The sequence below is a fragment of the Desulfosporosinus paludis genome (assembly GCF_045689965.1).
Lineage (GTDB): Bacteria > Bacillota > Desulfitobacteriia > Desulfitobacteriales > Desulfitobacteriaceae > Desulfosporosinus > Desulfosporosinus paludis.
In genome coordinates this window covers 1,954,978-1,979,435 of record NZ_CP144211.1, presented here as the reverse complement: position 1 = coordinate 1,979,435, position 24,458 = coordinate 1,954,978, and the positions used below count along the sequence as shown (strand labels likewise).

General features: G+C 40.3%; 18 protein-coding genes, 1 tRNA gene, 1 other RNA gene, 1 pseudogene and 1 riboswitch. Of the genes and pseudogenes, 13 read left to right on the top strand and 8 right to left on the bottom strand.

What is annotated here, in order from left to right:
• Positions 1 to 317 precede the first annotated feature (317 nt).
• From VZF35_RS10015 to VZF35_RS10000, 4 genes are all read left to right on the top strand, one after another.
• Positions 318 to 1,262, top strand: a complete 945-nt coding sequence (locus VZF35_RS10015) for a DNA-directed RNA polymerase subunit alpha (protein WP_407313232.1) — start codon at positions 318 to 320, stop codon at positions 1,260 to 1,262.
• 184 nt (positions 1,263 to 1,446) lie between these two features.
• Positions 1,447 to 1,701, top strand: a complete 255-nt coding sequence (hfq, locus tag VZF35_RS10010) for an RNA chaperone Hfq (RefSeq protein ID WP_407313230.1) — start codon at positions 1,447 to 1,449, stop codon at positions 1,699 to 1,701.
• Between the two features lie 179 nt (positions 1,702 to 1,880).
• Positions 1,881 to 2,059, top strand: a non-coding RNA gene (gene ssrS, locus VZF35_RS10005) — 6S RNA.
• 120 nt (positions 2,060 to 2,179) lie between these two features.
• A complete protein-coding gene (locus tag VZF35_RS10000) occupies positions 2,180 to 2,314 on the top strand; it encodes a hypothetical protein (RefSeq protein ID WP_407313228.1) in 135 nt (44 codons plus the stop codon).
• A 647-nt stretch (positions 2,315 to 2,961) separates the two neighbouring features.
• Here the strand turns inward: VZF35_RS10000 and VZF35_RS09995 are convergent.
• Positions 2,962 to 3,231 (bottom strand): annotated as a pseudogene (locus tag VZF35_RS09995) (transposase); the annotation flags it as partial.
• 602 nt (positions 3,232 to 3,833) lie between these two features.
• Positions 3,834 to 3,919, top strand: a riboswitch (cyclic di-GMP riboswitch).
• 548 nt (positions 3,920 to 4,467) lie between these two features.
• Between VZF35_RS09995 and VZF35_RS09990 the strand changes: the two are divergent.
• Together VZF35_RS09990 and VZF35_RS09985 are read left to right on the top strand one after the other, a co-directional pair.
• The gene (locus VZF35_RS09990) at positions 4,468 to 7,065 is read left to right on the top strand and encodes a PocR ligand-binding domain-containing protein (RefSeq protein ID WP_407313226.1); all 2,598 of its coding nucleotides are present in this window, start codon (positions 4,468 to 4,470) and stop codon (positions 7,063 to 7,065) included.
• 443 nt (positions 7,066 to 7,508) lie between these two features.
• Positions 7,509 to 9,182, top strand: a complete 1,674-nt coding sequence (locus VZF35_RS09985; protein ID WP_407313224.1) for a methyl-accepting chemotaxis protein — start codon at positions 7,509 to 7,511, stop codon at positions 9,180 to 9,182.
• A 29-nt stretch (positions 9,183 to 9,211) separates the two neighbouring features.
• On the opposite strand, the gene VZF35_RS09980 is transcribed toward VZF35_RS09985, so the two are convergent.
• Positions 9,212 to 10,045 (bottom strand): SDR family oxidoreductase, encoded by an 834-nt coding sequence (locus VZF35_RS09980; protein ID WP_407313222.1) that lies wholly within the window; start codon positions 10,043 to 10,045, stop codon positions 9,212 to 9,214.
• Between the two features lie 100 nt (positions 10,046 to 10,145).
• Between VZF35_RS09980 and VZF35_RS09975 the strand changes: the two genes are divergently transcribed.
• From VZF35_RS09975 to VZF35_RS09950, 6 genes are all read left to right on the top strand, one after another.
• Positions 10,146 to 10,535, top strand: a complete 390-nt coding sequence (locus VZF35_RS09975) for a MerR family transcriptional regulator (protein ID WP_407313220.1) — start codon at positions 10,146 to 10,148, stop codon at positions 10,533 to 10,535.
• A gap of 197 nt (positions 10,536 to 10,732) precedes the next feature.
• Positions 10,733 to 12,793, top strand: coding sequence for a cell wall-binding repeat-containing protein (locus VZF35_RS09970; RefSeq protein ID WP_407313218.1), 2,061 nt, complete (start codon positions 10,733 to 10,735; stop codon positions 12,791 to 12,793).
• Positions 12,794 to 12,907: 114 nt separating this feature from the next.
• Positions 12,908 to 13,273: a hypothetical protein gene (locus VZF35_RS09965; protein WP_407313216.1), complete on the top strand. Its 366-nt coding sequence runs from the start codon at positions 12,908 to 12,910 to the stop codon at positions 13,271 to 13,273.
• Positions 13,274 to 13,899: 626 nt separating this feature from the next.
• Positions 13,900 to 14,055 carry a hypothetical protein gene (locus tag VZF35_RS09960; protein WP_407313214.1) on the top strand — a complete coding sequence of 52 codons (156 nt, stop codon included), beginning with the start codon at positions 13,900 to 13,902 and terminating at the stop codon, positions 14,053 to 14,055.
• An 83-nt stretch (positions 14,056 to 14,138) separates the two neighbouring features.
• Positions 14,139 to 17,021 carry an FAD-binding and (Fe-S)-binding domain-containing protein gene (locus VZF35_RS09955; protein WP_407313212.1) on the top strand — a complete coding sequence of 961 codons (2,883 nt, stop codon included), beginning with the start codon at positions 14,139 to 14,141 and terminating at the stop codon, positions 17,019 to 17,021.
• Between the two features lie 91 nt (positions 17,022 to 17,112).
• Complete coding sequence (locus tag VZF35_RS09950) at positions 17,113 to 17,400, top strand: alpha/beta hydrolase family protein (RefSeq protein WP_407313210.1); 288 nt, start codon at positions 17,113 to 17,115, stop codon at positions 17,398 to 17,400.
• A 166-nt stretch (positions 17,401 to 17,566) separates the two neighbouring features.
• On the opposite strand, the gene VZF35_RS09945 is transcribed toward VZF35_RS09950, so the two are convergent.
• Positions 17,567 to 18,772, bottom strand: coding sequence for a multidrug efflux MFS transporter (locus VZF35_RS09945; protein WP_407313208.1), 1,206 nt, complete (start codon positions 18,770 to 18,772; stop codon positions 17,567 to 17,569).
• Between the two features lie 251 nt (positions 18,773 to 19,023).
• On the opposite strand from VZF35_RS09945, the gene VZF35_RS09940 reads away from it, so the two are divergent.
• Positions 19,024 to 20,304: an alkyl sulfatase dimerization domain-containing protein gene (locus tag VZF35_RS09940; protein WP_407313206.1), complete on the top strand. Its 1,281-nt coding sequence runs from the start codon at positions 19,024 to 19,026 to the stop codon at positions 20,302 to 20,304.
• A gap of 113 nt (positions 20,305 to 20,417) precedes the next feature.
• Here VZF35_RS09940 and VZF35_RS09935 read toward each other — a convergent pair.
• The 5 genes from VZF35_RS09935 to VZF35_RS09915 form a co-directional block, all read right to left on the bottom strand.
• Positions 20,418 to 20,493, bottom strand: a tRNA-Thr gene (locus VZF35_RS09935).
• A 1,025-nt stretch (positions 20,494 to 21,518) separates the two neighbouring features.
• Positions 21,519 to 22,202 (bottom strand): molecular chaperone, encoded by a 684-nt coding sequence (locus VZF35_RS09930; protein WP_407313205.1) that lies wholly within the window; start codon positions 22,200 to 22,202, stop codon positions 21,519 to 21,521.
• Positions 22,203 to 22,316: 114 nt separating this feature from the next.
• Entirely contained in the window at positions 22,317 to 22,817 is a 501-nt protein-coding gene (locus VZF35_RS09925; RefSeq protein WP_407313203.1) for an iron reductase, read from the bottom strand.
• A gap of 190 nt (positions 22,818 to 23,007) precedes the next feature.
• On the bottom strand, positions 23,008 to 23,889 hold the full coding sequence (locus tag VZF35_RS09920; RefSeq protein WP_407313201.1) for a dimethyl sulfoxide reductase anchor subunit family protein: 882 nt from the start codon (positions 23,887 to 23,889) through the stop codon (positions 23,008 to 23,010).
• Between the two features lie 12 nt (positions 23,890 to 23,901).
• The gene (locus VZF35_RS09915; protein WP_407313199.1) at positions 23,902 to 24,450 is read right to left on the bottom strand and encodes a 4Fe-4S dicluster domain-containing protein; all 549 of its coding nucleotides are present in this window, start codon (positions 24,448 to 24,450) and stop codon (positions 23,902 to 23,904) included.
• Positions 24,451 to 24,458 lie beyond the last annotated feature (8 nt).

The following is a 24,458-nucleotide window of genomic DNA, read 5'->3' as shown; positions in this document are numbered from 1 at the left end:
GAATTGAGAGGACGGTGTATACTGGAGGGGCAAGACCTACTTTACCAATGTATTCATGCATCACTATACTTAATTTCAAGTCCCACAAACATTCACGTCTTTTATCCAAACTCCCGCTAATTCATAGCTAATTATCCGAAGTTAGGCAAAAAAAGCTTGAGTAACTTAAAAAAAACATTACGAGGATCGTAAGGAAAAATCGTCAGAAAAATGTATAAAAGCGTTGAATCGTGCAAGAATGGATATAATTAATATTAACTTGTAGGTAATTCATCAAGTGACCACTAAAAGACTGTTAGAGAAGGCCGGTGTAACAGATGTTAGAAATGGAAAAACCCCGAATAGAGTGTATTGAGCGTTCTGAGAACGGTTCTTATGCTAAATTCATTGTTGAACCTCTTGAACGAGGATATGGCATAACCATAGGTAATTCTTTAAAACGCATTCTACTGTCCTCTTTGCCAGGATTAGCGGTTACATCTATCAAAATAAAAGGTGTACCCAACGGATCTTCAACGATTCCAGGGGTTGTGGAAGACATCACGGACATTGTTCTCAATATAAAATCCCTTGCTTTAAAGGGATACACGGATGAACCCAGGGTTATTCGCTTAGAGTGTCAAGGCGTAGGCGCAGTTACAGCAGGGGACATTATTAGTGATTCAGACATCGAGATCCTAAATAAAGACTTGAAAATAGCAACATTAGGCAACGATGGAAGACTGAATATGGAAATGACAGTTGAGCGCGGTTATGGCTACGTTTCTGCTGCTAAAATCAAGATGTCAGACGATGGAGTTATCCCTATTGACTCCATATTTGCCCCGATATATAAAGTCAACTACGTTGTAGAGGCTACGCGAGTTGGTCAAATCACAGACTATGATAAATTAACTCTCGAAACATGGTCAAATGGCAGTATATCTCCCGAGGAGGCGACTAGTAAGGCTGCGAAAATCCTTAGTGACCACCTCCGACTTTTCATGAGCCTCACTACTTCATTCGATGCTCATGAATCTATGGAAGAAATAGAGAAAGACTCACAACAAGACAGAAATCTTAAAATGTCGATTGAAGATCTTAATTTATCCATTCGTTCATACAACTGTTTGAAACGGGCAGGAATTAGTTCAGTTAAAGATATAACCCAAAAGACAAAAGAAGAGATGTTCAAGGTGCGTAATCTTGGGCTCAAGTCGTTAGAAGAAGTGGAATTTAAACTTAAGGAATTAGGGTTATCATTCTGCTCTGAAGAAGATTAAAGATTTGTGCTATTCCAAAAACAACCGCTCATTTATAAGGTTGTAACCCGCTGAAACCACATGGTTAATATAATATACTAAGGGTTGACTTTTTAACCCATCATAGGCCAACCTTAACTTATTGGTTAGTAATCAAAATATTAAAAATTTCACTATAGGCATTATTGTAGATGGAGGCGCCAATATGGTTATTAAAAGCAAACTGCAAGACGCATACCTAGAGCAACTACAAACCACAAAAACACCAGTCATTGTGCATTTAATAAAGGGCTTACAATTTAGGGGTATAATCATTGGGAGTGACAGCTTTACCATAATGCTTGAATTTGAAGGAAAGCAACAAATGCTTTTCAAACAAATGATTTCAACAATATCGCCCACTTCGACCTGTCAATCTAATAGAAATAACCCAAGGAAACCAAGTTATACCTTCATATGACTCAAAAGCCTTGTTGAAGTAAATAATCAAAGTCCCCTCGTGCATAATGGTCGAGGGGACTTTTGCTTGACGCAACTTCAATTATAGGAACCAATTTATGCTTGTATGCCTAGTATTTAAGAAATTACTCCTTTACCAAAAATTTGCTAGTGCTTTTTAAATTTAATTTTGTTAAAATAAGCTTCCTGCAATGTGCGAGATTAATTTTGGTTTTAATCCTATTTATAAATTCGGGAATCTCAATAAACTTTACTTAGGTCAGGCCCCAGTTAGGGGAAGACCAAAACTAGAGTTGAGGATACCCACCTGTGAGAGCAGGGTTAAAAACCAGAAAATCCAACGGCTTTGCGGGGAAATTTATTCCTAAGATTTAAACAATCTCTAAGTTATAAAGAGAAAAATTATTGCTGCTTGTGACTTCCTCTGGATACCTGTAGGACTTATGCTATTTTGATGTCTGGGAAACGGAGGGTTGATTATGAATAATGATAAAAATACCTGCCCCTGGTGTGGAGCTACAGTGATTCATGACGGAGGCTGCATCCAATGCCCTGATCCGGCGTGCGGATGGAATAAACCAATTAGCGCTGCAAAAATGAATGTACAAACCTAAGAGCTGCCATAAGTAATGGCGGCTCTTTTCATAAGGTTTTTATCGGACTCAAGGAGAAGAAGTAAGTCCTAAAAGGCACTATTAAGGCTTTTAAAGCTTGATAGAGGTTTGTTTGGAAACACAGGTCGTAGAATTCTTTGAACCACGGCTAAATTCTAAACTTAATCATTCATTTTGTGCATAATTTATATTCCAATTATATATTTTATTTATATATAAAGTTGGCTTAAAATAAGCGCATAGACCAAGAGATGATAAAAATGTAAGCAAAAGGCATATCTTAATATAATTCACAATAAATTAAAAGAAGGTGTCATGTAATGAAAAAACAACTTTTAATGTACATTATGGGTTGCCCTGTATATGTTAAAGTTAAGGAAGCTAATGAATTTGCAGCGAAATAAAATCGTTACTGAAAAACCCATTTGAGTTCTGAGGTACAAATATGTCAACTATCTTTCGAAAACACAGGCGGTCTTTAAGCCACACTTAAAGACCGCCTGTTACTTTTAGAATATAAGTTCAGTTCCACTACGCCATGACTCTTGTAACAGGCAGATGACCGAGGTAGTCGTAAAAGGTTGCACTGATGTTTGACCGTAATCTCCGGGTTGTCGAACTCTATAACTTCCTTCTTTTCCGTATTTCTAAGACTTGCTCTTGTATTTTTTGAGCCAGTTCATTTCGACCGTTAACTGATCGATATGGGTAATGAGATCCTCCTTTTCGGCAGCATGCTCTTTCTTAAGTTGCTCAACTTCTGTATTCTTCTTATCAAAAACAGCGGGCATATTTTCAATAAACTCCGCTTTCCATCGACAAATAAGCTGTGGACTGACTTCATACTTGGCGGCGATCTCATTTAGAGTACTTCCCTCTCCGAGAACCTCCAAGACGATCTTCGCTTTTTCTGTTGGGTTGTACGGTTTTCTTTACTTCCTCATACCATTATTATCTTATTTTTTCTGTTTCGTGTCCAACCCCCTGGGGACATTATATTTTGATAGTTAAATCCACCTTTTAAGCTCGATTATCCTATAGAAATTATTGCACAGAATTATTTATCTTTTCACGGCGATCCTTGGACAAACCCCTTATGTTCGTAATATTTCAGTGTAATTTACTTCCGGCGGTAGGGGGGGTAGACTGCTAAGTTGGGGCTTTTCCAAGACTGGAAAAGTAATATGTCTTCTTCGGAATTAACTCTGCCAAAAATAAGCAGAAACACACCATTTTTGGAGATGGTAAAAATTAACGCAGTTATGGATTATGGAGTCTTATAATATTGACTTTTTATTGTAACTAGGGAAAGATATCGTTTAAGGCAAGAAAATATGTCGAATAGTACTTAACTATGTCAAAATAAAGGTTGAATTGTCATATAACTATAATAATTCATTATATTGGATAAAGCGTGTTGAACTTTAGTATATTGTATAATATACTACGTCTCAGTGGTTCCAAAGCCCTACTTAATCAGGACTTTAACCCTTCTTTGATTATTCATTAAATTTTATATCAGCGATAAAGGCAAACCCAGTGAGAACTGGGGACGCAAAGCCACGGGTCTTCACCCAAAATGTGTAAGATAGCCGGGTTACCGAACAAAACTTGTCGCCGATCTTTGTTTGGGCGTCATTTTTTTTGTGAAGAGGGAAGCTAGTTAAATTTATTATGAAATTAATAAATCGTTTACGTTTGCCGCGAGAGTGGAAGTTGTAATCTTGCTGGGAATTCGGTCAGAACCATTGTGTGTAAGAGGTTAGAACAGTCTTTGAACAGATTTGTCAAGTCACTGGAAGCAACGAACCAAATGGCTGTTGGGAGTCCGCAAGCTGTTAAATCAGTGGAGAATATCGGCGTTATTGGAACAAACTGCTGCTAGTACCCAAGAGTTTCGGGTTCATCTGAAGAACGACCCCCTACTAAAGCGTCCGTAAGTCAATCTGAAGACGCTTTAGCAAAGATTGGTGAAATCTTACCGAACCTGTAGGAAAGTTCAACTTGTGAGCAGATATTGAACAAAACAATTGTAACAAAATACTCGGGAGAAATAGATTTTTGTTCAAATTCTTTCGGCACCACTGTTAGCGTCAAATTTGAGTTACCAAAGGAGTAATAAGTCATATGACAATAAAGGTCGGTGTAATAGAGTGGACGAAACACTCGGTTTTAACAATCACGTCAATAATACCGCGTATAGGTTTTTAGACATCTTTGATCTTAATAAGATTCAGAAACTACAGGACCTTTTTGCTGCCGCTACTGGAGTAGCATCAATTATCACAGAACCTGATGGAACACCGATAACTGAACCTAGCGGATTTTGTGGTTTGTGTAACAAAGTAGTAAGAAAAACCGAAAAGGGTCATAAAAATTGTCTAATCTCAGATTCGATCATTGGCAGCCCCCAGAAAGATGGCCCCAGAATTCAAAGATGTTTAAGTGGTGGGCTGATTGATGGAGGAGTGAGTATTATTGTCGGAGGTAAGCATATTGCTAACTGGTTAGTTGGACAAGTTCTGGATGAAGATTATGAGATTGAAGATATGCTATCATACGCAGATGTAATTGGAGTGGACCGTGATATTTATAGAGATGAATTGCTTAAAGTTAAACGCATGTCTAAATTGCAATTTGTGAATGTATGCAATTTCCTTTTTCTTAATGTCCAGCAGCTTACGAATTATGCAATAAAAAATATTTCATTAACTCATGAAATAAATAAAAAGATAATCGATGAAGCAGAAATTACTAAATTAAATAGCGAACTTGAACTAAGGATAAGAGAAAGAACTTTAGAACTCGAGGAGATAAATGCCGAGTTAGAAGAAATCAATGCAACGCTTGAAGAAGAGATTGCTAAACGTAGGAAAGCCGAAGACGAAATTAACCAACTAAATGCAGAATTAGAGATAAAAGTTATAGAACGAACAAACCAGTTACAGGATTTGAATACGATCTTGGAAGAAGAGATTGTAGAGAAGATACTTGCAGAAAATGAGTTAAAGAAGGAACGAGTATTTACGGATGCTTTATTTGATAGTGCCCCAGGAATGATTTATCTCTACGATGATGAAAGTAGGTTAGTGAGATGGAATAAGAAACACGAAGAAATGACAGGGTATTTGTCGGAGGAGTTGGATCATAAGAATTTGTTGGATTGGTATAAAGAAGATATTCAAAGTCAGACAGCCGTAATTGAAGGTATAGAAAAGGTCAATCAAAATGGATTTGGAGATACTGAAGCTAATTTACAAAAAAAAGATGGTACCAAAATACCAATGCACTTGACTGCCAGTTCGATAACAATTGATGGCAAACAGTATTTTGCAGGAATAGGAATTGACATTACTGAGCGGAAATTGCTGTATGAAAGATTACAAAAATATCAAATTCTTGCAGAAAAAGCAAACGACGCTATGATATTCATTGATAAAGAGGGGAATATCATTGAAGTTAATGATGCAGCAGTAAGAATTTATGGATATACGCATGAAGAATTTTTATCCATAACTATTTTTGACTTAAGGGGTCAAAAGAGATCCTATGTAATCGATCAAATGAAGTTAGCAGATAATGAAGGAATTATATTCGAGACTATCCATTATCTAAAGGATGGTACTCCGATTGACGTTGAAGTAAGCTCTCAAGGAACCTTTCTTGGGAATAAAAGAGTTCTTCTCAGCATCGTACGGGATATCACGGACCGAAAAAAACGAGAAAACGAAAATCGATATCTTAGTTATCATGATGTTTTAACAGGTCTTTATAATAGAAGGTTCTATGAAGAAGAAGTTAAACGATTAGACACCATAAGAAATCTCCCTATTTCGATCATTATTGGAGATGTAAATGGACTTAAGCTCGTAAACGATGCCTTTGGTCATGATAAAGGGGATGAGCTGTTACAGAAGGCAGCTATGGCCATTCAGAGTGTGTGTAGAAGTGATGATATTGTTGCTCGCTGGGGGGGCGATGAATTTGTCATCCTTCTACCCAAGGCTAATAAAGAAGAGGCCGAGGATATTGTTAGAAGGATAAAGGAGCTTTGTTTAAAAATACAAGTCAACTCAATACATATGAGTATTTCGTTTGGTTGGGAGACTAAGAGAAACGGTGATGAAGATATACTGCGAATCCTAAAAAATGCAGAAAATTCTATGTACAAACATAAAATTGTTGAAAATGAAGGTACGAGGAGTCATATAATCAACACAATCATCAATACCCTGCACGAAAAAAATCCGAGGGAAGAACAACACTCTAAAAGGGTAAGTCAAATATGTCAGTCCATAGGAAGAACGCTAGGCTTATCTGAAATCGAAATAAGCAGACTTAAAGTTGCTGGCCTGCTCCATGATATCGGGAAGATTGCTATTGAAGAAGGAATACTTAACAAACCTGGAAAACTAAACGAAGATGAATGGGACCAGATTAGAAGACATCCAGATATAGGTTATAGAATACTGAATTCATCGTATGAGATGTCGGAATTAGCTGAGTGTATATTGGCACATCATGAACGATGGGACGGTGCAGGTTATCCAAAAGGGTTGAAAGGTCGAGCAATACCTAGGGATTCGAGAATTATAGCCCTTGCAGATAGCTACGATGCAATGATAAGCGAACGACCATACCGAAGTGCCATGCGTAAAGAGCAAGCTTTATACGAGATAGAAAAAAACTCGGGTTCTCAGTTTGATCCAGAGATAGCCAAAATTTTTATTGAAAGGGTATCAATCAATTGATGAAACTAGTTCATTCCATAAAACATTTCTTAATAGTTAGAAATCACCGCAATTTGTTCTTCCTTGTTTTGTTAGAATAGAGCCAAAAAAGTAAGATAACTTAGTGCAATTTGGTGGTCCAATTCCAAATGCGAAGGAACATGTTTAGGGCTTATTGACTTAAGGGGAAAAGTTCTCACAATCATAGATTTAACTCGAATGTTGGGGCTGACGGTAAGGATACCTTGTCCGATTGAAATGAGACGAATCTACACTAATAGATCCAGTACCGACGTATTCAAGTGATGATGGTTATCTCACAGGAATTTTGCATCATGCGACTTGCTCTTGTTGGTTCTAAATGTAGAGAAAATCTTTGCAGATTAATTCTATTCGCAATATTTTGTTAATGCGATTTCAGTTATTTATAAATTAATTGAAATTTAGTTAAGGGGGAAATTCATGTGAAATTATCGACAAAACTTACTGCAAGCTTCATAACTCTAATTCTCCTAATGGCGGTTATTGTTGGGGTTGTTTACAATGAGGTAAGTAATTTAGGAGGGCTTGCACTAGGTTTAGCGAGCCATAATGTTCCCATGCAAACTTCAACTCAAGATTTATCTCTTCAATTTGCTAGGCAAGCAGCAGGTATTCGAGGATATTTAGCGACTGGTAATGATAAATTTATCCAGGAATTTCAGGACGCCAAAAAGAAAAGTGATGATGATTTAAGGTATCTTCAAAGTAATGCAACGAATAAGGCGAAACTTGATCCTGTAATCGCGGCATCCGATAAATATGCACCTCATCCTCAGAAAATACTTGATCTTTATAAAACACAGGGCCAAGCCGCTGCTATCCAATATATGTCTCAGACTGCATCGGTTGATAACACGGCAGTACAAAACGCTCTTAATGATTACGTTGCATATCAAAGCAACCAGCTACAAAATAATGCATCCCAAGCCCCTGTAATGGTTAGCAAAATTATAGTTATCACCTTAATCCTTTTAGGTGTTGCTATAATCATTGCCATAGGAATTTTAATCGTTATTATTCGCTCTGTGAAGTCTTCAATTGCCAGAGGCATGAAAGTAGCGGATGCATTAGCTCAAGGAGACCTTACAGTCGATGTACAAGGCGGAACAGATGAGCTTGGTGTTTTGGCGGGCAAACTGGGTGATGCAACAAGAAGCTTGCGTCAACTGGTATCTAGTGCCTTAATTGTTACGGGTGAAGTTAAACAAGCAGCCTTTCATTCCTCAGAAGCCGTGGATAGTGTGGCATCAAGTGCGGAAGAAATTGCTGCTTCAACAGAGCAAGTCTCTGGTGGTCTACAGGAGGTAGCTGCGGCAGCAGAAGAAATCTCAGCTTCAAGTGATGAACTGCGTAGTTCTATCACTGTATTGGGTGACAATGCTCGTGAAGGCAGTGAAGAAGCTAAAAAGATAGAACAACGTGCCCAAGAACTCAAAGCACAGGCTGTTAGCGCCCAGCTGAAGGCGACAGCCATCTATGAAAAAGAGGAACAGGCCTTAAAGAGAGCCATCGAAGATTCGATGGTTGTGAAAGAGATAGGAGCACTGACGAAAGATATTTCAGCGATTGCGGATCAAACAAATCTACTAGCTTTGAACGCTGCAATTGAGGCAGCTAGGGCTGGCGACAATGGGCGAGGCTTTGCAGTTGTGGCAGAAGAGGTGCGAAAATTAGCAGAGCAGTCCTCAAATACGTCCCGTCGGATTGAACAGCTAGTTGGGCAGGTAATCAAAGCAACAGAAAATCTTTCCGAAGGGGCAACCAATGTTTTGAGTTTTATTAACGATGTGGTAACTCCAGATTATAAGACACTAGTTGATACAGGTAGTCAGTACGAGCATGATGCTAATACAATATTCACACTAACTGATAGTTTTTCTGTTACAACCCAACAGCTTATTGAAATAGTCCAATCTATAGGAACTGCAATAAACAATGTTACTCAAACGATCAGCGAAGGAGCTTCCGGTGCGGAGGAAGTTGCTGCTGGGGCAAATAACGTTTCAATTGAATTACAAAAAGTTACCGAAGCTATGACACAATTAGGAGATCAAGCGAATCAGCTTTCGGAGGCAGTGTCGAAATTTAAAGTTTAATGATCAGGAGTAATGACTCTAAGCCTTCATCAATTGTTGAAATAGTGACCTTGTTCGAGATCCGAGATTAGTCCGGGGTGCACAGGCCGCCATCCCAAGAGTTCCTGAGTCTGTACGCTTGATCTCGGAATGTCGAGCGCCGCAATGGCGCCGAGAAAGCCAAAGTGGGCGTCTGCCTCTTCACGGGAAATGCTGACCACCGGTAGGTTCAGGTGACGACCGATGACGCCGGCGATGTCGCGGAATGGCACGCCCTCGTCTCCGACCCCGTGCAGCCGTGACCCCGCCGGGGCGGCTTCCAGCGCCAAGCGGAACAGGCGCGCCGCATCAAGGCGATGTACGGCCGACCAACGGTTGGACCCGTCGCCGATGTAGGCAGAGACGCCCTTGTCGCGGGCGATGTTGATCAGTCTCGGCACGAAGCCCTTGTCGCCCTTGCCGTGCACGGACGGAGAAAGCTCCACGATCGATGTCCGCACCCCGCGCTCAGCCAGCGCGATGGCTGCGTTATCTGATGCCATCCCGTTTGCGTGAGCGGTGATCACAAATGGCTTGCCGGAGCCCTCAATCGCAGCCCCCATCGTCTCGACGGCGCGCAGATCGATTGTGAGCGCGCCGGCGAAGTTCGAGAAGTCGTGCTTAAACGCCAGGTGGATGACTCCGTCCGCAGCGGCGGTGCCTCTGTGAAGGCTGTCGAGATCGTCAAGGGCACCGCGGTGTACCTCGGCCCCAGCTTCCTTCAATGCCGCGGCACCATTATCTGAGCGGGTAAGGCCGACGACCTTATGACCGGTATCGATGAGTTCCCGGATGACGGCGGAACCGATGTAGCCTGTTGCTCCTGTTACGAAAACACGCATCATGATATCCTCCTTAACCTGTTTTGTTGTATTATTACTTGAACAATTGCATTCTAAACTATAGAGTGAACTCTAAGGCAAGTCATATTGAGGAGAGATTTACATGAAGATTCAAGAGTTAGCTGAAAAGACAGGTTTAACGGCCTACACAATTCGTTTTTACGAAAAGGAGAGCTTGTTGGACAGTCAGCATGTCCGGAGAGAGGAAAATAACTATCGTAACTATTCAGACGAGGCTATCGAACGTCTGAAGTTCGTAAAGAAGTTGCAGGGCGTGGGTTGTTCGCTAGCCGAACTGAAGGAAATCTTGCAGGAACATGATGCAAATAAGCGTACCGATCTACAAATCATTGAATGGATTCACCAAAAGATGAGTGAGATCGAACGTAAGAAGGACAAATTGGATCAGATTCTTGGAACTCTTAACTGGATGTTGGAATACAGAATGGCATTGATGAATGACCCCGAAAAGGCAAATTCTTTGTTAAAGTAATGATCATAACTATAACCCTCTTCTAATTCTAGGTGGAGGGTTATTTGACGTTTACTTTCAAAGGAAATCTGAGACATTAGAGCGTTTCTTATAAAGTCAACTCTTTAAAAATATTGTATACACCTGACAAATTCCATCATGTTTAGTATAGTACTTGTGATATAGTGAAATTTGAATATTGAAACAGGAGGAAGGATATGAAAAAAATAAATAGACTATCCGTAATAATTTATTCTCTATTATTGACCCTCATTCTAATTTTCACATTATCTATATCCGCTTACGCTACTTCTTCAACGACAACCAGATTAGCTGGTTTTGATCGTTACGAAACCGCATCAAAGATTGCTAAATCTGGATGGTCACAATCCGATTATGCAATTCTTGCTTATGGTGAAAACTACCCTGATGCTCTTGCCGCCACACCTTTAGCCCAAAAATATAATGCTCCAATATTATTAACAATTTCAAGTAGTCTGCCGAATTCAACGAAACAAGCGTTAGTTGATTTACAAGTGAAGAATGTAATAATTATAGGTGGCACAGGTGTAATATCCTCTTCAATTGATTCAGAATTACAATCCATGGGAATGTCTCCAACTCGTATCGCAGGGCAAGATAAATATGAAACAGCCATCAAAATAGCAGAGAAAATAACAACTCCTTCAGCAATATTTGTCTGCACTGGTGAGGACTATTCAGATGCACTATCAGTTGCTCCAATTGCAGCAATGAAACAGATTCCAATAGTACTAGTACCTAGAGACTACATACCAGATTCAGTAAAACATTATATTGCCACAATAAAGGTCAATAAAACTTATATAGTTGGATATTCCGATGTCATTGACAATTATGTCTCTAGTCAATTTCCCAATCCAGAAAGAATTTTAGGATCTGATAAGTATGCAAGGAATATTGCAGTGAATCAAAAATTCAATAGTGATTTTAAATCAGACAATATTTGTATTGCAACAGGAAAAGGTTTTGCTGATGCACTAACCGGCACAGCTTATTGTGCGAAACTATCAGAGCCCATCATTTTAATTAACAATAATTCTCCAACCGACACAAAAAATTATTATCAACAAAGACTAACGAACGCAAGCAATGTCTACATATTTGGTGGGAATGGTATAATTCCGGACAGTGTTATACAGGGATTAAGTAGCACTGTATTAACAACAGTTACTCCAGTAGCAACCGATGATTCCTCGACGAAAAGTTATACAGCTTCACAAGTTTCCCAACTAGTAAGTCCTTCAGTCGTATATATTAATGTTTATAACAGTTCCGGCAAGGTTTACGCCAGTGGGAGTGGCTTTGTCGTTGATAGCAATGGCAAAATCGTTACTAATTACCATGTTATCAAAGGTGCTCAAAGTGCTAAAGTTTATTTGCCTAATGGAACATCTTACGATGTAAATAAGATTTTTGCTTATGATAAAGATCGGGATATTGCAGTTTTAGGGATCAACGCCACGGGTTTAGCGGCAGTAACACTTGGGGACTCTAATTCAATTAATACCGGGGACAAAATTTATACTATTGGCTGTCCCGAAGGACTAGAGAATACATTGTCAGATGGCCTGATTAGTTGTAACTCTAGAACCATTAAGAGTCAAAAGTATATTCAAATATCCGCCCCCATAAGTCCGGGTTCAAGTGGTGGAGTTCTAATTAATGAACAGGCAAGAGTTATAGGGATAACTTCTGGCAGCTTGGAGGACAGCCAGGAATTGAATTTTGCTGTCCCAATTAATGACCTTAAAGGATTCTTAACTCAAGATATTGATAGGACGCTGCCTGATTTAAATGTAGTGCCCACTAATATAACTGAACTGCAAAATTATTTAAATAGTCATTTTCAGACACTTAAAATTGATGGACTTGAGATGGACTTTGTTTGGAGTGTAAATGATGTGATGGTCAAAGATGTTGACATCCAAATTCATGCGTTTATGGGTGTAAGAGGTTATGAATATTGGTTAATCTTGTGTAATAATGGGCATAAAGATGAGTTGACCAATGATTTCAAGTCGATATTTAATTTGATTCAAAAGACATTTCCTAATAAAAGTATATGGCTAGATGGGATAGCTGCTTTTCAAACTGATACTAAACCCACGGAATTTGGATCTGATGAGGTAGAATATGATGCTACTACTGGAAAATGGCATGTATTCCATGAGATAATTGGTTTTTTTGATAAAAATGGAAAAGGGGGAGAAGATACACTTTATAAAAATCCTAGTTAAAGTGTAAATTAATGTCACATAAACTCAACGATAATTTATCGGATATCCCAATTCGAGTCTGTATCAATGTGTCCGCTGCGTTCCGAAAGAAGGTTCGTTTTGTGGTCGGTAGGCTTGGAGAGAGAAACGCGTATAAGTCAAACGAATTTAGAATTCAAGTACATTTCGGAGAAACTTATACCCGAACAGTATCAAGGTCAATTTAATTCATATGTTGATGATTATACGAAACAGTTATCCGACAACTATGTGGGCTTACTGAAATGTTTTGCCAACGATCTCATGAACAGAACAGACTCTGTCTCAATGCAGACTGGTTGGCAAGAATATGGCAAAAAAATGCTTGATTCTTTGGAAAATGGTACTTACAGTTTTCAAACTTCCGAAAATCAATATCAGAATTTATATGATCAAGTGGACGTCGCTAATCTGACAACATTAAAGAACAACTGGATTCTGTCTATAAAAAAATATAATTAAATCATGGCGCTTTTTCCGATGGTGCTTCCAGATCAGATCTGGTAAATGAAATTAAATATCTCTCTGAAAGCTGGAATAAGCTGATGGCTGCGCTTGGAGATCAGGACAATACGATTAAGACGGAGGTTGATTATTTCCTGTAGGCTTTGCTGACAAATTCAGGGTTCTAAAACCCTCCGAGTTGACATTTGAGTAGCACAATTTAACTAAAAATCATCCATACGCTTCTGGTATGGATGATAAATTTGATAGCTACGATGGGGTAACCTTGCAGAGTCTCGGCAGAATTTTAGCTTAATAAATTTGGATTTACAAATTTCTTATTTGCGATATGACGTGTCAGAAATGCTATTTCCGTTTTCAAATATGCTTATAAGTCGTCCTTTGGGGCGGCTTTTCTCGTTGCTTTAGATTAAAGACCGCAATCAAATGAAAAAGGAAAGTTTACAAAAAGACACACAGAAAGCAAGTGGTTCAATACGTTAGACCGAAGGACTGGATATTACTGTTGGACAGAGCCACCATTCGGCTTAATCTCATTCTGTCTTATTCAGAGACTAGTATCCTTATAAATAATGTATAATTATTATTAACAGAAAATAATTTCTATATAAAAGAGGATTTAAATGGATAAGCGTAGAAGTAATACATATTACAACATCAATGCATTCAGAGGGAAAGTCGTTGTATTCGTTTACAACGCTCACTTTGAGAGGGAGGAACGGTCAAAGAACCCCATGACAGCAGGATTTGACATGAATGAAGAAACTATACGTCACTAAGGAGGGCTATCCGACTGATAATTATGTGGTGGACCTAATGTGATTCGTAGTAGCCTTATTCTAGAATAGAGAGGGAGATTGTGATGAGTCAAGTTCTTTTAGCAGACCTAGCGAGATTACCAAAACCCTTTCATGACTTTTGGGAACGAGTCGGTCACTATATCCCGGTTAATCGTCGTTTTTGTGACCCGTTACATACCTTGGCCTATGGGATCGATGCCAGTTTTTATCGCATGATTCCAAAAATTGTTCTAAAGGCTCGAACTTCTGAGGAGATAACACAGATTTTGAAAGCTTCTCAAGAATATAAGGTTCCGGTAACTTTTCGTACCGCTGGGACAAGCCTTTCAGGCCAGGCAGTGACGGACTCTGTTCTTGTCGTTTTACAAGGAGCGTGGCGGGGGCATTCGATTTTAGATAAAGGGGAAAAGATAGTTTTAGAACCAGGAATTATTGGGGCTGAGGCCAATCGCCTTTTGACACAGTATGCTCGAAAAATCGGGCCCGATCCGGCATCTATCGATCATGCTATGATTGGGGGAATAGCTGCTAATAATGCCAGTGGCATGTGCTGCGGGACCGCCGATAACAGTTACCAGACTGTTGCTGAGATGAAAATCATCTTTGGCGATGGAACCATGCTGGATACAGGGAACCCGACGTCCTGTTCGGATTTTGTTAACTCTAACTCTGAATGGATTCGCAAGATTGAGGAAATCAGAGATGAGATTGTGTCTGATCCCCAATTGGCGGAGTTAATACATCGTAAGTACAAAATCAAGAATACGACAGGTTATAGTCTTAATGCCTTTGTGGATTTCACAGATCCTATCGACATTATTAAACATCTCATGATTGGATCAGAAGGAACTCTAGGTTTTATTTCAGAGATTACTTATCATACGGTAATTGAGCATGCGCATAAAGCTTCGGCGTTGATCATTTATTCAGATATGGAACAAGCTTGCCTAGCGGTTCAAAAATTAGATAGAGAAACTGTTTCTGCTGCTGAATTGATGGACAGGATTTCATTGAAGACCATGGAAAATAAACCCGGTATGCCTGAGTACTTGAAAACCCTTTCTTCCACCGCCACTGCGTTGCTTATTGAAGTACGAAGTGCAGATCATGAATCGTTGGAACAAAGAATTAAGCGAGTAGAAGATCTTCTTGAAGAGATACCTGCCGTATTACCCATAAATTTTACAGCTGTAAAAGCCGAATACGAAAATCTCTGGAATATTCGCAAAGGTATTTTCCCAGCAGTAGGAGCGATAAGAGAGTTAGGGACGGGGGTAGTCATAGAAGATGTAGCCTTTCCTAAAGAAAGTTTAGCAGAAGCGACCTTAGCTTTAAGAGAAATTCTTGATAAATATACCTATTTTGATGCTATCATATATGGGCATGCCTTAGATGGGAATCTTCATTTCGTATTTACTCAAGACTTTGGTCGTTCAGAGGATTTGCCGCGTTATGAAGGCTTGATGCGGGATGTCAGTGATTTAGTAGTGTCACGCTTTGGTGGGTCCTTAAAAGCTGAGCACGGAACGGGTCGAAATATGGCTCCTTTTGTGGAGCAAGAATGGGGAAAAAAGGCCTACGTTTTAATGAAACGACTTAAGTCTGCGTTCGATCCGGAAAACCTCCTAAATCCAGGTGTCATCATCAATGACAATCCTCACAGTTACTTAGAAAACTTGAAAAATATGCCTCAGGCTCATAAAATTATTGATACCTGTACAAATTGTGGTTTTTGTCAAAATATATGCACATCCAAAAACCTTACTTTAACACCACGACAACGCATTGTAATTCAGCGAGAAATTCAGGAACTGAGACGAACGGGTCAAGATCCCGTACGCTTATCCCGTTTGGAAAAAGATTTTGATTACCCGGGTAATAAAACCTGTGCAGTCGATGGATTATGCGCTACCACCTGTCCTTTGGGTATAAACACCGGAGATTATGTTAAGTTCTTACGTTCGCAGTCAGTTACGCCTACTACCCTTCGGATTGCGGAAGGCTTAGCGAATCATATGACGGGGGTAACGGGTGTTATGCGTTTTGGACTTGGAGTGGTTAATGGAGTACATGGCATTTTAGGAACGAAGCTGATGGAGAGTTTAACCCAAGGTGCCAGAAGAATTTCAGGAAACGCTGTTCCTCTCTGGAATCCATGGATGCCAAAAGGTGGGAAGGTTCCATCCTTAAAACATCAAGAGCATAAAGCCAAAGCGCTCAATACAACAGATAGCCCGTCACCGCTAAAAGTCGTTTATTTTCCAAGTTGTATTAGCCGTTCGATGGGAACGGCCAAAAACGATCGAGATCAAAGGGCCTTAAGTGAGGCGATGCTTTCTGTTTTGGCAAAAGCGGGTTATGAAGTTATCTCACCACCAATGATAAGTGGGCTTTGCTGTGGTATGCCCTGGGAAAGTAAAGGCTTTTTCGAGACGGCTGATAAAAAAAGCAAAGAGCTGGAGGAGGTTTTGTTCGCTACCAGTGAAGGAGGTAAGTATCCAGTTTTGTGTGATACAAGCCCGTGTTTGTATCGAATGAAACGGGTGATGCATTTGCTGAAACTCTATGAGCCTGTAGAATTTATTCATGACTTTTTGCTCAATCGGCTGACGTTTAATCAATTAAAAGAAACAATCGCACTTCATGTAACCTGCAGCTCAATAAAGATGAATTTAAAAGAAAAGTTTTACGCTGTAGCACATGCCTGCGCAGAAGAAGTTATTATGCCCGAGGATGTCCATTGCTGCGGTTTTGCAGGGGACCGTGGGTTTACCTTTCCAGAGTTAAACCGCTCAGCGTTAGCAACACTTAAAGAGAGTCTGCCTGACAATTGCCGAGCAGGATATTCCAATAGTCGAACCTGTGAAATCGGGTTATCTCTTCACAGCGGTATTAGTTATCAATCAATTGTTTACCTGGTAGACGAGTGTACGAAATCAGTTTGACACAACGTTAGACTTTATCTAGGAATCTCATCCCCTCTGAGATGAACTACGGAGACGATTGGTAAATCAAAACTTAAGTGGGGACTAGAGTATGCAAAATCCTAGTGGTACTCATACCGATAAACAACTTGCCTTAATCAGGCGATATGACCCTATCAAAAATATTGAATCACTTTCGACACGCCCAATACTCTTATTGCATGGCGATGCTGATACAACAGTATCAATCGATAGCCAGAGGTATTTCTATCAGCAAATGCAGGTTTTCAATAAGAAGGAAGTCCGTTACATTCGGTTCGTAGAGATTCCCGATCTAAACCATCAAATTACGTTAAGTATTGTAGAGGAAATGATTAATTGGCTTGACTTTCACGTCTGAAATGGTACCTTTTTATTACAAAATCAGTTAATCGATTGCTGTCCATGAGCTTAAATATAAATGACCTCCCTCTGCTGTAGTATACCCCTTTAAGATAGATAGATTAAAGGAGTTATATAGTCCAGCGAAGGGAGGCCGTTGTAGTGTTCATTGGAGTGAAATGGTGTTAGCCTGTGCAATTCGTGTTAGATTCCAGACTTCCTTTGCTTGTAACGTAAACCCACAGAGCATTAATGAACAGTAAGATACTAGTGGAAAAGAATACATAATGGAAACCCCAATAGGCTGCCATCTGACCTCCGATCACAGGGCCAGCCACGTTGCCTAAATTTTGAGCTGCGTTATTGTAACCAAATATTCTGCCTGAGATTGTATCAGGAATATTGCTTTTAAGAAGGGAATTGATGGAGGGCAGAAAACCGGCGGTAGCCATGCCCATCATGAAGCGTAGGATTATTAACTGCCAGGCATTATGGACATAGGCTTGAGGAATCAAAATTATAGCTGTCACTAGTAGGCAGACAAATAATACCGAATAAGGCCCTACCTTATCAGATAGCTTGCCGAGAAGGGGAGCGATCAAAACATTAGCCAATCCTACCGCGGAGACAACAGCACCGGAAATAATTGCGACATGGTTCACATTATTTGTTAGCAATTTAACATAGATGGTAACAATGGGTTCAATGGACATACTGGCTAACTGCAGCATAAATGAAGTTATAAACATGGCAATAAGTATTTTGGGTTTGTCAATAGTTTTCCATAATTCTTTGCCGGACAACCGAGCTGAATTGTTCGGGATAAAATCTTCGCGAATAAACACTAATGCAATAAGAAAAGCCAAAAACAGAAATCCCCCAGTGATATAAAATACATGTCGCAAACCGATTAGTTCAGATAATGTACCGCCGACAAGAGGTCCGAGCAGTGAACCTCCGACGGAACCTGAAGCAAGAGTCCCCAGTGCCCAGCCGGCATGTTCTCTAGGTGTTTGAGAAGAAACAAGAGTAATCGCTGCCGGCACATAACCGGATATAGCCCCCATTAAAAGGCGGAGGCCAACCAGTTCATAAATATTATGAACGAATCCAATTAGAATCATAATCACAGCCATTCCTAGACTAGCTCGTATTAACATGAGCTTGCGACCATGTATATCGGCCAGCTTACCCCAGAGCGGTGAGACTAATGCAGCTGAGAGAGCAGTAGCGCCGAAGGCAACACCGGACCACTGTTCAACTCTGGCGATATCGTGTACACCTAATTGTTGAATGTAAAGGGGAAGAAACGGAATTACGAGGTTCATTCCAGCCATTGTGGCGAACGAGCCGAACCAGCAAATAATTAAGTTGCGTTTCCAAATTGGCATGAGTGTTTCCTTTCGATTATCAAAATTTATTATAATAAACATTTTAACTTCGTTTTTGTAAAGATACAAATGATATTAATTTTTAATGTTGTCAACCGAAACGTTCCCTAGCTCTAAACTCCATCATCAAGTTCGTTAGCCATACAGCACCAATATATGTGTTAAAAACTGTAGGTCAAAAGCATTACAGCGATTCGGATTATGTGCTACACTTAATCAGTCCTATTCAAATCAAATGAGAGGTGCTATCAATGTTACGACCAGATGGGGAACAACTATTAAAAGAATTTTCAACAACAGCATATCCACGTCAAGTGACAGAAATTATTCCCGACGTTGTATATCACGTTATGGGCTATGGTGTCAGTAATGTCAGTTTTATCATTGGAAAAACTTCAGTCATACTCATCGATACCCTTGATACCGACTATCGTGCCGAAGCCCTTAAGGTTATTATTGCTGGGTATACCGATAAACCAGTCAAGACTATCATCTACACTCACGGACACCCAGATCACCTTGGCGGCGCTGGCGTTTTTATAGACAGTGATCCGGAAATCATCGCCTTTGCTCCTTGCAAGCCAGTCCTTGGGAGAATGGATGCCCTGCAGGATGTGCTCAATCGGCGTGGCGTCAGACAATTTGGTTATGAACTCAGCAACGAAGAAGTCATTTCTGAAGGTATCGGCATTCGTGAAGGTATCGTTCAAGGTGAGGGTCAAAGGGCTTTTGTGCCGCCAACCACTGTTTATCGTGAGGAAAAAATATTGCGCGATATTGATGGTATCGCTCTTGAACTTGCTGCAGCTCCTGGCGAATCTGATGATCAGATACTCATCTGGCTGCCAGAGCAAAAAGTCCTTTGTTGTGCTGATAATTACTACGGTTGCTGGCCCAATCTATATCCCATACGAGGCAGTCAGTATCGAGATATCAGCACTTGGGTAGACACTTTGGACAAGCTGATTGCTTATCAAGCTGATTATCTTCTGCCAGGCCATACCCACCCCATCATCGGTAAAACCGCTGTTGAAGAAACTTTAACTAACTTTCGTGATGCTATTGATTATGTTCTCACAGAAACCCTTAAAGGCTTGAATCGGGGCATGACCATGGATGAGGTGGCAGAAGCCGTCAAGTTGCCTGAAAAGTGGGCTAACCTTCCTTATCTGGGTGAATTCTATGGTACTGTTGCTTGGTCAGTTCGAGGCATATATGCTGGCTATGTAGGTTGGTTTGACGGTAATCCGACCAAGCTCAATCCGCTGCCAATTCAAACCCGAGCGGAAAAAACTATTGCTCTCATGGGTGGTAAAGAGTCGGTTCTTTCTGCTATCAGCCAAGCCTTGAATAACAATGACGCTCAATGGGCCATTGAGCTTGCAGATATTCTTATTGCCGCGGATAATACCGATAAACAGGCGAAACAATACAAAGCACAAGGCCTCATCAGTCTTGCTCATTTGGAACAAAGCGCTAATGGTCGTCACTACTACCTTGCCTACGCCAAGGAACAGCTCACTGATTTGTAACCAAGTGTTCGAGAAACATCAAAGTTTTTACACGACTCCTTTTTTGTCAAAATTTGATATAGCAATGGGCACAGAAAAAGGCGCTTATCACAAGCGCCTTTAAATATTAGATCTGGAGCCGATGGCAGGACTCGAACCTGTAACCTGCTGATTACAAATCAGCTGCTCTACCAATTGAGCTACATCGGCATGCATTTATGAGACGAAAATTATTGTATCAAGATTTGAAGTCATAGTCAACAACTAAGACATAATAATTTAACAACTTAGGGTGTTATTATTCTGTTCCAGAAGAGCTGAAGATATTATTTAAGTTACGACTTGTCGTAATCATTATGACTGTCGTTCCACTGATCAGAAGTTTACCAATAGGAGCACAATGTGAGCGCATGAAATCGAGTTCTGCATACTTAAAGTGATGGTTAATAATTTAGCGGTCCTATTTTTCTTTGATTCCCTGACTTATTGTTAAACAGATAAACAACATTTACGGGCTATTAGAATTTAAATTCTAAGCCTCTTTTATAGTTAATAATATAAAAGGGGGGTGGTTAAAATTATCAAAAGAATTAGGACTTATGAGAATGGACTCGGCGAAGTGTATGTTGTGAAAGAATATTGGAATGGTGAAATAGTTATCCACCAAGAAGGAGTTAATAAGCATCTCGATGTACATTCAAATGACTACCTTGCTTTAAAAATGTTACATTCCTTGAGTGCCTAATTAGGTTCCCCCCTGGCCTAATGGCTTGGGGGAAAAGGGTATCGTCATGTTGGTATTTCCATTATAAGGTTTAACATTATAATCACACATTGTTCATCAAATCGTAACAAGTATGGTTTATTATAGAAGGTAACTACTAGCTCGCAAGCTTAGTGTTTTTTCGTAAGGCCTGTTCCTTCTTCTTTCCCCCTCCTCGTGAGGGGATTTTTTTTCCTCTCTCGTTGAATGCGTGAGAGGGATTGACCCAAGGATGTGTCTGCTTCCTCGGAGCAGACAAAACGCGCTCACAGTTTAGTGAACGCGTCAGTTTGTTCTATTACTTAGAAAGTATAACTTTGTTGTATACTTTCTGAAGCATAAGTGCAACTAAGGCAGCCGCCTTCGCCAAGGCTAACAAGTGCGAAGGCAGTGCCTTCGCACTTGTTAGCCAAGTTTTCTTTATCCTGAAGAAAACTATAGGCAATAAATTAATGTACTTCAAACTTGTTGTCTAATATTCGTAAGATATAAGTTCTTCAACAGCTTGTCTGTCAATCGTTACATAACCGTGTAAAATCTTAGCCATACCCTGGTAGAATTTTGTTTGGGCACTTTGCTCAACCTTTTGGCAGAAGTCAGGAACCCATTTTAACAAATGTTCGTCAAGGAAATCTTGTTGATCCAGCAGGATTTCTACCATACCACCGTAATCTTCCTCGTTGATTTTTTGTAGAGCAAGCAGGCTGAGCTGGTACATAAAATCCAGTTCTAAGCCAAGATGATCATCGGCTTCATGCCCATACTCTTTAGCGACCAATGAATATTTTAGATAGGCTCTGCGGACAGCCAAAGTTTCTTCTTGGAATAATAGACGTTCTTCGTTGAGATATGCGGATTCCCAAGGTGGGGCAGGAAGTTCATAAGGCCCGATGAACATACGTGTATAATCCCAATGCAGGCGGTCATAGTTTTCTTCACTCAGAAAATCTGCAAGTTTGAGTTGGCTAATAATAGCTTGTACTCCTTGAGAAATTTCTGTGCGTTCGTCTTGAAATGGGAATTCTTGCAAGACGCTCTCTGAAAGGGATTGAAGGAATTTCTTAGAAGGTTCTTGAAGAAATGCCCAGCGCAAGAGATTGTACGCCGAGACTCGCAATTCCATAAGCGGAAGCACCGTTTCTTTGATGTTTGTCATTTAAATAGCTCCTTTACCGTGAACTTTTTGCAGCTTAATCTATCCAAAATATCAACTTGTTTTCAAAAGTTTATATAAGGAAAGGTTTCTGAATCTGGAACTTAGAACTATGGACTAGATGTTGATATGAAGCACAATGAGAAACGCCAGTAGAACAATGGTAAAAAGATGTCGGGAATAGGCCGATCTGAATAGTTTTCGCTCCAACACCTTATTAATATCCAAACCTGACACCATGACAAGAATAAAACCTATAGTGGCTAATATCCCGGTGATGAGTAAAGAGACCGTTATCTTAGCCGCAGGCCAAAGGAAAAGATTAAGGAAAAACAGACTATGATAACCTATGAGTATAAATAAGGTCCAGCCTAAACATTGATGGCAATAGGGGAAGAACTTTTGGGCCTTGCTGCGTTTATTGTTATCTGTGACAAATTCGTAGAAGATTGCTTTAAATGCAGATAAAATCAGCAAGGCTGCAATCAGGAAACAAGAGAATCCTCCTGCATGACGCGCAGTAACTCGTGTAGTCTGACTAATTGGCCCAAAGACCAATGCTACTATGATAATTAATGACCCTGAAAATTTCCAATAAGGCAATTTAAAATAAGGCATTGACGGTATCACTCCTAGCATTCCTTTAGATAATCAATATCATTCTTACATGATCAGACCTGGAATACTAGATATTTAAAAAATAATTTTCAAAAGGATAGGGATTTTAAAAACAGAAACCCATAGTAGTCGGATGAACCACTCTATGGGTTTCTGTCTGTCTTGAATTCTCTAGGGGTATTATTATGCCTTAGCCGAAACTAATAGGCACCGCAATGGCGTAGAACAGGTAGCGGCCCACGAACTCACCGACCAGAACAATGATAAAAGCGAGATAAATGGTGCTTGCGGGAAGTGTCATCAGTTTCTCAGGTCCTTTTTTGTAGAGAACATAGGTGACAAGAGCAGCACCCACCACTGTGAGAAGCCAATGCAAAATCATGGGGAAGCTGTAAGTGGCGGAGAGCAGCTGCGCTGAAGTTTGACCAGCTTGACCTCCTCCAGATAAACCAGACAGGTATTGAGGTAAGAAAATCAATTGAAGAACGATCACAGCTAAGGTAAGCAAGCTAATGCGTTGGAGCAAAGAAACGGTAGCTTCTTGGAGCTTTTCCCCTTTGGCAGAAAAACCAATCGTTGCTGCGGATGCGATCATTCCTAAGACAAAGGTGGTTCCAAAAAAGGAAATAAACGTATCAGCAGCCATCCAAGCCGGCATGATCGAAGAACTGTAAATGCTGGACATGCTGAAAATAGCCAACAATCCGATAATCGCTGTAATCCAGTTTAGGGCATTTCCGGACTTGTTTTTAGAGTTAAAGTAATAAGTGATAATCCAGAGAAAAAAGAACACACCGCTAAAAAAGATTTCTCTGCTGAGCCAAGATGAGCCAAGATTGGCGATGGAGTAGAAAGCAATTGCAGGAGAGCCTAGATGAAACAGAGAAATGAGCAGGGAGATGGCCATGATGGGACCTACAGCGAGTAGTCCAAAATTGGTAAGCTTAACCGCAGTTTGCGGATCAATTTTCTTGGAGAGGAGAGAACGTAAGATCACTAGGACAATATAGGTACCTACGGCCATTTGAGTGAGTATGGTGAAGATAATTAAAGGCCATTCTGTGCTAGCCATACAATACCTCCTTTACTTCTTAGCGTCAGTCGTTGGATTTAAAAGAATTGACGGATGCGTAATGCTGGAATCCGGTAATCCTTTTATATCTGCTGTTCCGCCGTATTTTTTGCGCAAGTCATCAAGCTCGCCTACTTCTAAGGCCCTCATGGGGCAGGCATCAACACAGGGTGGATTTTGCTTTTGGTCAATCAGTTGGTAACACAGTTGACATTTGCCGACTTTGCCGGTTTTCTCAATATACTTGGGTGCTCCATAAGGGCAGGACCAAGTACAGAGCTTACAGCCAATGCATTTGGCATTATCGTGGATTACAATTCCATCCGCCCGTTTGGACATAGAACCGGTCGGACAATTCTTGACGCATTTAGGTTCGGCGCAGTGATTGCAGCTCATGGAGAAGGCGTAAGCCCAGGGTTTGGGGAAACCTCCCCCTTCAAATTCATGAATCTCCCGAAAGAGTGTGCCTACTTCCAGATTGTTGATATCGTTACAGGCAATTTGGCAGGTATGACAACTGATACAGGCGTTCATATCAAGATAATATCCTTTTTGTCCCACAGTTTTTC